Consider the following 10,434-nt stretch of genomic DNA (forward strand, 5'->3'; position numbering starts at 1 on the left):
GTAACCTCTTGAGCCGTAATCAAGTGCGCTATTCAGTTGCGCCACGAGGCCTTTTTAAGTGGGTGCAAATATAATACATTTATTAAAAAACTACCAAACTATTTATTTCAAAATTGTAATTGTATTTTTGAAATATGATTTCAAAACAGCAGCTTCAGCCTTTTCATTACTTATTTGATACAGAAATTATTGATGGTATCTCCAATGTGGCTGTACTAAAGACCTTTAAAAAGCATGATATCATTATAGATATTGGACAAGATTTAAGTTTCATTCCACTTCTAATCAATGGAAATATAAAAGTATTACGAGAAGATTCCAATGGAGATGAACTTCTACTATATGTCTTAGAAGCTGGAGATACTTGCGCCATGTCATTAACCTGTTGTATGGCAAAATCAGTAAGTAAAATTAGAGCTCTTGCTGATGTAGATGTAACTGTTATAATGATACCAATTGCTAATATGAAATTATGGTTTAACACCAATGAAAGTTGGAGAAATTTTATTTTACAAAGCTATCAAGTCCGTTTTGATGAAATGCTCGAAACCATAGACACACTTGCTTTTATGAAAATGGATGAACGTCTATATAAATACCTTATAGATCACGTTAAACTATCTGCCTCAACAACTTTAGAAATTACTCATCAAGAAATTGCTGAAGATTTACATACGTCTAGAGTCGTTATCTCAAGGCTTTTAAAACAACTTGAAAAAGAACATAAAATTAAACTTGGCAGAAATAAAATAACCGTTTTAGAGTTTTAGCAACTTTTTGGCACTTCTAAAGTCTAGAATTTTATTTTTGCATTAAATTAAATAAATGGAATATGTTTTAAAACCATGGCCTTGGTACATTTCTGGACCATGCATTGCAATCGTAATGTTTCTCCTACTCTATTTTGGTAGAACTTTTGGAATGTCATCTAACCTTAAAACAATATGCGCTATTGGAGGAGCCGGAAAAAAAGTAGAATTTTTTAAGTTCGATTGGAAAAGTCAAACATGGAATCTGGTCGTTGTTCTCGGAGCTATAATTGGTGGTTTTATTGCCCATAATTATCTATCCAATCCAATTAATATAGACCTAAGCCAAAATACAATTGAGGATTTAAAAACACTTGGATTTGAAAATATTGGCCAAAGTCTTTTACCCCTAGAATTATTTAGTTGGAATGCCGTGTTTAGTCTAAAAGGACTGTTAATATTGGTTATTGGTGGTTTTTTAGTCGGATTCGGAACCCGTTATGCAAGTGGTTGTACTTCGGGTCATGCTATTACTGGGTTAAGTAGTTTGCAATTACCATCGTTAATTGCAGTAATTGGCTTTTTTATAGGCGGTTTAATTATGGTTCATTTCATTTATCCAATACTATTTTAGTATGAGAAAGTATTTAAAATTCTTTTTAGTAGGTATTTTCTTCGGAATCGTTTTAGTAAAATCAGAAGCTGTATCTTGGTATCGTATTTTTGAAATGTTTAAATTTCAATCCTTTCATATGTATGGCATTATAGGTGCATCTGTTGTGACTGGCACCATACTATTGCTACTTTCAAATCAATTAAAACTAAAAAACATCCAAGGAAATTATTTAAAGGCTCCTTTAAAGGAAAGAGGATTAATTAGCTACATTATAGGAGGTGTCATCTTTGGTTTAGGATGGGCATTATGTGGTGCTTGCCCAGGACCAATGTATATTTTGGTTGGCACAGGTGCATTTACAATTACCATTGTTATTGCAGCAGCGTTATTAGGTACTTTTGTGTATGGTGTATTAAAAAATAAACTACCTCACTAAATGGAACTAATTGAAATCTTAGGATATGTAGGAGCATTATTCGTCGGGTTAGTACTTGGTTTAATCGGAGGTGGCGGATCTATCCTAACGGTTCCTATCTTAGTCTATCTTATTGGGCTTAACCCTATTATTGCGACTGCTTATTCATTATTTGTTGTTGGAGTGACTTCTATTTTTGGAGCATTTCAAAATTACAAGAAAGGTTTTGTAGATATAAAAACGGCCATCATTTTTGCAATTCCAGCCTTTATAGTCGTTTATCTTACAAGACGCTTTATAGTCCCTATAATTCCAGATGTAGTCTTTACAGTTGGTGATTTTGAAGTCACTAATAATATCTTCATTATGGTATTCTTTGCTATAGTAATGTTGTTGGCAAGTTATTCCATGATTAAAGGACGAAAAACAGTAGATCATATTGAAGAGCAAGAAATAAAATACAACTATCCATTAATAGCTATAGAAGGCACTGTTATTGGTGTGTTTGCAGGCATTGTTGGAGCTGGTGGTGGTTTTTTAATAATCCCAACACTTGTATTATTAGCAAAGTTACCGATGAGAAAAGCTATAGGTACATCATTATTTGTCATTGCAGTAAATTCGTTATTTGGCTTTATGGGTGATTTATCTAACATTAATATTGATTGGTTTTTTCTATTAGTCTTTACCGGAATTTCAATTATAGGAATCATATTAGGCATGTACCTTTCAAAATTTATAAGTGGGCATAAATTAAAAAAAGGATTTGGCTACTTTACTTTAATCATGGGAATTTACATTATATACAAAGAGCTATATTAATAAAGAGCTCTATTAATACTTTGTGATAAATGTCACATTTCAAAAAATGGAGTTTTGTAAATTTGCATTATAAATAAAATAACACATGAAAATTGAACAATTATATACAGGATGCCTAGCACAAGGTGCTTACTACATTGAGTCTGATGGTGAAGTTGCTATAATTGATCCGTTACGAGAAATACAGCAGTATATTGATAAAGCAGAAGCTAATAATTCAAAAATAAAATATATTCTAGAAACTCATTTTCATGCAGATTTTGTTTCTGGTCATGTAGATTTAGCTAATAAAACTGGAGCTTCTATAGTTTTTGGACCAGGCGCTTCTACTGACTATGACATACTTTCAGTTACCGATGAAGAAGAACTAAAATTAGGGAAACTTACAATTAAGGTTTTACATACACCGGGTCATACTTTAGAATCTGCTACCTATTTATTAAAAGATGAAAACGGAAAAGATCATGCGATTTTTTCTGGTGACACTCTATTCTTAGGAGATGTAGGGCGACCAGATTTAGCCATTAAATCTGATTTAACCAAGGAAGATTTAGCAGGAATGCTTTTTGATTCTCTTCGTTCTAAAATTATGACATTAGCAGATGATGTTATTGTATATCCGGCTCATGGCGCAGGATCTGCTTGTGGTAAAAACTTAAGTAAAGAAACTATTGGTGTTTTAGGTGAACAAAAGAAAACAAACTATGCCTTACGTGCAGATATGACAAAAGCCGAATTTGTAGAAGAAGTACTCGATGGTATTGCTCCGCCACCTCAATATTTTGCAAAAAATGCCATGATGAATAAGATGGGTTATGATGCTTTTGATACGATATTGAAAACAGGAAATACTCCCTTAAGCCCTGAAGAGTTTGAAGCTATAGCAAATCGTGAATCTGCATTGGTTTTAGATGTAAGACCTGAGTTAGAATATATAAAAGGTCACATTCCTAATTCTATTTTTATTGGATTAAATGGAGCATTTGCACCTTGGGTAGGTGCTCTAATAACAGATATAAAACAACCGATTGTTTTAGTTGCACCAAAAGAAAAATCTGCAGAAGCAGTAACACGATTATCTCGAGTTGGCTATGATAATACGCTCGGTTATCTTGAAGATGGTATAGATGCATGGAAAACTTCAGGGAGAGAAATTGACACCTTAGAATCTATTTCTGCTGAAAGCTTCGCTGAACATGTAAAAAATGAGGGCATTAATATTTTAGACGTTCGGAAAGATGGTGAATACCATAGTATGCATTTAGAAAATGCTCAGCATTTTTCATTAGATTTTATAAATGAAAAAATGAATGAGGTCTCAAAGGATAAAATGTACTACGTGTATTGTGCAGGTGGTTACCGCTCTGTTATTGCTGCTTCAATTTTAAAAGCTAGAGGCTTCGATAAATTAATTGATGTGGCTGGTGGGTTTGGAGCTATAAAGAAAACGGATTTACCAACTACGGATTTTGTTTGTCCATCAACACTATAATATGGAAAGCACATTTCAAATTCAAAACTTTAATACAGAGGTTGTGCAAATACTATAGTAACACAATTATCTAAATTAGAGAAAATAATTTCTTAAGACTTTCAGTATCTGATTTTTTTAAATAATCTCAGCACTAAGACCAGCTTCTAAAAGCTTAGAACATCGTGGTTCTAAATCATCATAAAATCCTGTTTTTACAGTACATTTCCCTTTATAATGAACTAATAATGCACATTGTTCTGCTTGTTCAGGAGTGTGGTCGCAAGCATATATTAAAGTATCAATAACATGATCGAATGTATTAACTTCGTCATTAAACAATACAATTTCGTTTTGTCTAAGTACTTCTTCTTCGAGAAGTAACGCTTCGGATTGTTGCTCTTTTGTGCTCATAGCTCTTTTGCCCTTCAGACATTTTGATTCAGTGATTTCTATTTTATCAATATATTTCATCGAATCTATGATTTCCCAAATGGAAAACTTATTGGAACTTAATTTTTTTATCTAATTTATAAATTTTAACGATACCCACTGTCCTCTTTCTATAATTTCATCCAATTTTAACATCTGCTTATTGCATTCAGCTTCAATTAATGGAATATCTTCTTTATAAAATCCACTTAAAAATAAAGTTCCGTTATTATTTAAACATTTAGAATAATTTGGTATGTCTGCTAAAAGTATATTTCTATTAATATTTGCAATTATACTATCGTAGTTTTTACCATCTAGTAAATTAACATCACCTTCATAAACTGAAATATGTTCACAATTATTGCGCTCAGTATTTTCTATACTATTTAAATAACACCAATTATCTATATCTATAGCATCTAATTGAGTTGCGCCTACTTTTTCTGCTAAAATGGCTAAAACACCTGTACCGCAGCCCATATCTAAAACCGATTTTCCTTTAAAATCATTTTTTAAAATATGCTGAATCATCATGTGTGTGGTTTCGTGATGTCCTGTACCAAAACTCATTTTGGGCTCAATTATTAAATCGTATTTAGTCTTAGGGATTTCATGAAATGGTGCTCTAACAGTGACTAATTTATCTACGACAATAGGATTAAAATTTTTTTCCCATTCATCATTCCAATTGGTTTGTTCTATTTCGTTAAACTCATAGGTAATCTTAAATTCATTAGAACTAAGAATATGTATATGATCTAGAATAAATGAGTTCCAATCGTTTTTTTGAATATAAGCTATTACTCCTTCTTCATTTTCAACAAAACTCTCAAAACCAGCATAACCTAACTCGGCTATAAGAATTTCTGATCCAGGCTGCAAAGGATTAACCTTAAAATCGTAAGCTATGTATATAGAATCTAACATTATTAAAAGGCACTTATAATTGCGTAAAAATCTTTAGCATTTAAAGCCGCACCACCAATAAGTCCTCCATCTACATCTGGCTTGGAGAAAATTTCTTTTGCGTTTCCTGGCTTTACACTTCCACCATATAGAATTGATACGGAATCTGCTACTTCGTTCCCATATTTGTCTGCCAATGTTTTTCTAATAAAAGCATGCATATCTTGTGCTTGCTCAGGGCTTGCAGTTTCTCCTGTACCAATTGCCCAAACCGGTTCGTAAGCTAAGATTACCTTTTTAAAAGCATCTGACCCTAAATGAAACAAAGCATTTTTTATTTGACTGCCAACAACAGCTTCTTCATTACCAGATTTTCTATCTGCTAATTCTTCACCAAAACAAAAAATAATTTCTAGCTTGTGAGCCAATGCCGTATTAACTTTTTCTGCTAATAAAGCGTCAGTTTCATTAAAATAAGCACGCCTTTCTGAATGTCCTAAAATAACAGTTTTAACACCTACACTCTTTAACATCTCAGCAGAAATTTCGCCTGTAAATGCACCACTATTTGCTTGGTGCATATTTTGAGCTGCGACTTCTACCTTAGATTTTTTAGAACGTTTAACAGCAGTTGCAAGATTTACAAAAGTAGGTGCCACAATAACTCTAGTAGTGTTTAAATTAGACTTCTTTATCGATTTTCTAATTTGTTTCACCAATTTTCTTGTGGCTTTCAAATCATTATTCATTTTCCAGTTACCTGCAACGATATTTTTTCTCATCTTAAAAGTGTATTGAGTTCTATTAAATTGGATTACAAAAATAAGGTATTAAAGAGAAAAGACAATTGATAATTATCATGTAGTTGTTAAGACAATTTTACTCGCGGATCTAACCAAGCATAAATAATATCTACGAAAATATTAATAGTAATAAAGATAATCGCTATAACCAAAACCGCTCCCATTATTACTGGTAAGTCTAAGGTGTTTAATGCATTTACGATTTCTTTTCCTAAACCATTCCAACCAAAAATATACTCTACAAAAACGGCACCTGCCAACATAGATGCAAACCAACCTGAAATTGCAGTAACCACGGGATTTAAGGCATTCTTAACCGCATGATTTTTTATAACTTGTAATTCACTCAATCCCTTTGCTCTCGCTGTTCTAATGTAATCTTGATTTAAAACTTCTAGTAAAGAATTTCGCATTAACTGAATGACTACAGCCAAAGGTCTAATTCCTAAAACGATGGCCGGAAGAATTAAATTCTTCCATTTAATTGTCATTTTTTCACCAAAATCATCTAGCTCATATAAGCTACCTGTCATTTCTAAATTGGTGTACTTGTGTAATACAAAGCCAAATAACCATGCAAATAAGATGGCACTAAAAAAGGAAGGGACACTCATACCTAAAGTACTTAAGATTTGAATGGTTTTATCTATCCAAGTATCTTTATATAAAGCTGAAATAACTCCGAAAATAATACCAAGTAAAATCGCAATTACAATAGCAGAAATGGCTAATACAAATGTATTAGGAATCGTTTCTCCAATTACGTCTGTAACTTTTTTACCTTGCTTAGTGAAAGATTCTCGCAAATAAGGTGCTTTAATAACTGTTGTTGTATTGCCAATAATGAAAAGCTCGGTTGCTGAATATTTATTCTCTCTTAAATAGGTGTAATCTTTAGCGTTGTTAGAGTGAAATGAAATAGGAGACAAATCATTTAAGTAATACAAAAACTGAGTACCAAGAGGCTTATCAAATCCGTACTTCTGTTTTACAGCCTCTACTTGCTCGGCAGTTTGGTTTTGCCCAAGCATCATCTTTGCCGGATCGCCAGGTAAGATGGTAAACAAAAAGAAAATGACAGTAATCACACCTATTAAGGTGATAAAAGCATAAAAGATTTTATTTAAAAAATATCTTATCAAATTAAAGCTCTATATCTTCAATATCATTCCAGTGTGTTTTACTTATAACGGTACCCTTGTTAAGTATTACAATACCAGGATTAGATCTTATAATGGTTTTAATCACCTTTTCATCACACAAATAGAAATCGAAATTTAGATTATACTCGTGTTTCAATAACTCCTTTTCTTCTGCTCCAGAGGAAGTTAACCCAATAACTGTATAACCTTTCTTTATAGCATTATCTGTAAATGTCTTCAGCTTATTTTTACCTTCAACTTCACCTTTAGTAATATTGTACATCGCTACAATTAAGAGCTTATCTTTTTCTAAAAAATAAGTTGTTAAATCTTCATCATCAGATTCTATAGAAAAATCTTGAATTGGAGGAATATAACCTTCATCTAAAGTTTTAGTTTCAACACCGACATACTCTCCTTCAACATTAGGATAGCTTCCATTAGTCACAAATTCTTGTTCTTCTCCATTCACATTAAATGTCCAAGTATATTCTAAAATTGGTTTTTGTGCATCTGCTGGAATTGCCATTTGCTCTTGAAGGTTATTACCAATTTTATAAGCTCTAAAATCTATAGATGGCAAATGCATTAATACATAATAACCAAACCAAAGGGATATTACAAAGCTTAATAATGCTAGTACTGTAGTTGGAAGCTTTGCAAAAATTGGCTTAATGTGTTTTAAACCAAAGAATAATATTAGTATTAACACTAACAGAATCAAGTCTTTAATAAAACTTTCTAAAGGTGTTAATTTAAGCGCATCACCAAAACAACCACAATCCTGAACTTTCATCTGGCTAGAACTAAAAGCCTCCCAAGATGAAAAATCTAAAAAGCTAACTCCTTGTGGTACATAACCTGTTAAGTACGTGTAGCCAGTTAAAAAAGTAAAAAACACAATCATTAGAAGCAGGCTCCATATTGTAAATTTGGGTTTATATCCTAATAATAAGAATACACCAACGACAACTTCAAAAACAACTACAATTACAGAAATACCTAATGCGTATGGAATAAAGAATTCAAGGTTTAAAACATCTGAACTAAAATATTCTTGTAATTTATAAGAGAAACCCAATGGATCATTAAGTTTTATAAATCCTGAAATAATAAAAAGTATTCCGACGAATATTCTGCTAAGATGTACTAGATATTTCATATTTTTTTTGTCATTCCGCACTTTATGCGGAATCTGTTTTTTGTTGTTTATAATCTATGGATTCTTGTCATAGCAAAATGACATATCATTTGCTTTCACCCAAATGAATCATCGCAAATACTGCATAATTTATCATATCTTGATAGTTTGCATCAATGCCTTCACTTACTATGGTTATACCAGAATTATCTTCAATTTGCTTAACACGCAATAACTTTTGCAAAATTAAATCTGTTAAAGAACTTACGCGCATATCTCGCCAAGCTTCACCATAATCATGGTTCTTATCTAACATTAATTGCTTTGTTAATGCCGTTTTTTTGTCATAAAGACCTGTAGCTTCTTCTGTATTTAAATCTGGTTGCTCAACAACACCTTTCTCTAATTGAATTAATGCCATTAAGCAATAGTTGATAATGCCAATAAACTCACTAATTTCTCCTTCATCTACTTTTCTAACTGAGTTTTGTTGCAGACTTCTAATGCGTTGTGCTTTTATAAAAATCTGATCGGTTAGCGATGGCAATCTTAAAATTCGCCATGCACTCCCATAATCACTCATTTTATTTACAAAAAGCGCTCTACATTTCGCTATAACCGCATCGTATTGTTTTAAAGTATCCTGCATCTAGTTCTGTTATAATTTCCGTAAATTTCGCATAAATAAATTAGAAGTTCAAAGTTTGAGGTTTAAAGTTTTTTAAGACCTTAATTACAAGACGTATGACAATTAATTGCAAAGGCCAACTCATCGATTTAACAACACCTAAAGTGATGGGTATTCTTAATATTACACCAGATTCTTTTTTTGATGGTGGAAAATACAAAGATGAATCCACTATTCTTAATCAAGTTGATACTATGTTGAAGGACGGAGCTACGTATATAGATGTTGGAGGTTGTAGTTCTAGACCTGGCGCTAATAACGTAAGTGAGAATGAAGAATTAAATCGCATCGTCCCAGTTATTCAATTAGTTCTGAAACATTTACCTGAAACTCTAATTTCTGTCGATACGTTTAGAAGTGAAGTAGCAAAAAAAAGCATTGAAGCCGGAGCTTCATTGATTAATGATATTTCAGCAGGAAAACTTGACCAAAACATGCTTTCTACAATTGGTAAACTAGGAGTACCATATATTATGATGCATATGAAAGGTAATCCTAAAACAATGCAACAACAAACCGATTATAAAGATTTGGTGAGAGACGTCATTTCTTATTTTGCTGAACGTATTGCTGTAGCACATACCAAAAAAATCAATGATATTATTATAGATCCTGGTTTTGGATTTGCAAAAACTACAGCACAGAATTATGAATTATTGAATCATCTCGAATTATTAAAAATGCTAGACAAACCTATTTTAGCTGGAGTCTCTCGAAAATCTATGATCTATAAAACGCTAAAAACCTCGTCTGAAAAAGCACTTAATGGAACTACTGCATTACACATGGTTGCATTACAAAACGGTGCAAAAATGTTAAGAGTACACGATGTAAAAGAAGCTATGGAATGTGTAACACTTTACAATCAATTAACAGTAAACTAACCTATGCGCTATATCTATTTACTTATCGTTTTATGTTGTTTTAGTTGTAATAACGAACGTGTTTTACAATTACCAGAAATTGAAAATGCAGAGATTACTGAAGTTTTAGACGTGTCACCAGCTTATATCTTTTATGACGAAACACAACCAGATTCAACATTACTCAACCGTAAAAACTTAATTAGTACCACCAATTGGTTAGTTAATGTAGATAAACGATTGACTTTAAAGCAAGCGATTCCGCATATTAAATTCTTACAAGACAAAAAACGAAATGCAGAAATGCATAAGAACGAAAATGCCAAAAATTATTTTACTTGTAATGATACTAGTATTAGTAACTTAGGGTTTGTTGAGTTTAC

12 protein-coding genes and 1 pseudogene are annotated in these 10,434 nt (G+C 32.2%); 7 read left to right on the forward strand and 6 right to left on the reverse strand.

The annotated features are described in order from the left end of the window. The first annotated feature begins 134 nt into the window (after window positions 1-134). From AAC053_RS12405 to AAC053_RS12425, 5 genes are all read left to right on the forward strand, one after another. Entirely contained in the window at window positions 135-770 is a 636-nt protein-coding gene (locus AAC053_RS12405) for a Crp/Fnr family transcriptional regulator (protein WP_339757116.1), read from the forward strand. Window positions 771-825: 55 nt separating this feature from the next. Beyond that, window positions 826-1,383 (forward strand): YeeE/YedE thiosulfate transporter family protein, encoded by a 558-nt coding sequence (locus AAC053_RS12410; RefSeq protein ID WP_339757118.1) that lies wholly within the window; start codon window positions 826-828, stop codon window positions 1,381-1,383. Window position 1,384: 1 nt separating this feature from the next. Continuing rightward, entirely contained in the window at window positions 1,385-1,801 is a 417-nt protein-coding gene (locus AAC053_RS12415) for a DUF6691 family protein (protein ID WP_339757121.1), read from the forward strand. Beyond that, the gene (locus tag AAC053_RS12420) at window positions 1,802-2,602 is read left to right on the forward strand and encodes a sulfite exporter TauE/SafE family protein (protein WP_339757124.1); all 801 of its coding nucleotides are present in this window, start codon (window positions 1,802-1,804) and stop codon (window positions 2,600-2,602) included. 85 nt (window positions 2,603-2,687) lie between these two features. Continuing rightward, window positions 2,688-4,094: an MBL fold metallo-hydrolase gene (locus AAC053_RS12425; protein WP_339757126.1), complete on the forward strand. Its 1,407-nt coding sequence runs from the start codon at window positions 2,688-2,690 to the stop codon at window positions 4,092-4,094. A 117-nt stretch (window positions 4,095-4,211) separates the two neighbouring features. Here the strand turns inward: AAC053_RS12425 and AAC053_RS12430 are convergent, their stop codons facing one another. The 6 genes from AAC053_RS12430 to AAC053_RS12455 all read right to left on the reverse strand — a co-directional run bounded on the left by AAC053_RS12430 (window position 4,212) and on the right by AAC053_RS12455 (window position 9,149). After that, window positions 4,212-4,487 carry an ATP-dependent Clp protease adaptor ClpS gene (locus tag AAC053_RS12430; protein WP_339757129.1) on the reverse strand — a complete coding sequence of 92 codons (276 nt, stop codon included), beginning with the start codon at window positions 4,485-4,487 and terminating at the stop codon, window positions 4,212-4,214. A 111-nt stretch (window positions 4,488-4,598) separates the two neighbouring features. After that, window positions 4,599-5,435 carry a 50S ribosomal protein L11 methyltransferase gene (gene prmA / locus AAC053_RS12435; protein ID WP_339757132.1) on the reverse strand — a complete coding sequence of 279 codons (837 nt, stop codon included), beginning with the start codon at window positions 5,433-5,435 and terminating at the stop codon, window positions 4,599-4,601. Window positions 5,436-5,437: 2 nt separating this feature from the next. After that, complete coding sequence (gene tpiA, locus AAC053_RS12440) at window positions 5,438-6,196, reverse strand: triose-phosphate isomerase (protein WP_339757135.1); 759 nt, start codon at window positions 6,194-6,196, stop codon at window positions 5,438-5,440. An 86-nt stretch (window positions 6,197-6,282) separates the two neighbouring features. Next, a complete protein-coding gene (locus AAC053_RS12445; RefSeq protein ID WP_339757138.1) occupies window positions 6,283-7,359 on the reverse strand; it encodes an ABC transporter permease in 1,077 nt (358 codons plus the stop codon). A gap of 1 nt (window position 7,360) precedes the next feature. Then, the gene (locus AAC053_RS12450; RefSeq protein WP_339757140.1) at window positions 7,361-8,521 is read right to left on the reverse strand and encodes a BT_3928 family protein; all 1,161 of its coding nucleotides are present in this window, start codon (window positions 8,519-8,521) and stop codon (window positions 7,361-7,363) included. An 85-nt stretch (window positions 8,522-8,606) separates the two neighbouring features. Beyond that, window positions 8,607-9,149, reverse strand: coding sequence for a DUF1599 domain-containing protein (locus AAC053_RS12455; protein ID WP_339757142.1), 543 nt, complete (start codon window positions 9,147-9,149; stop codon window positions 8,607-8,609). Window positions 9,150-9,244: 95 nt separating this feature from the next. Here AAC053_RS12455 and folP point away from each other — a divergent pair, with 95 nt between their 5' ends. Continuing rightward, window positions 9,245-10,072 carry a dihydropteroate synthase gene (folP, locus tag AAC053_RS12460; protein WP_339757145.1) on the forward strand — a complete coding sequence of 276 codons (828 nt, stop codon included), beginning with the start codon at window positions 9,245-9,247 and terminating at the stop codon, window positions 10,070-10,072. A gap of 3 nt (window positions 10,073-10,075) precedes the next feature. Then, window positions 10,076-10,434, forward strand: a pseudogene (locus AAC053_RS12465) (hypothetical protein); the annotation flags it as partial.

Source organism: uncultured Winogradskyella sp., assembly GCF_963975125.1.
Classification (GTDB): Bacteria; Bacteroidota; Bacteroidia; order Flavobacteriales; family Flavobacteriaceae; genus Winogradskyella.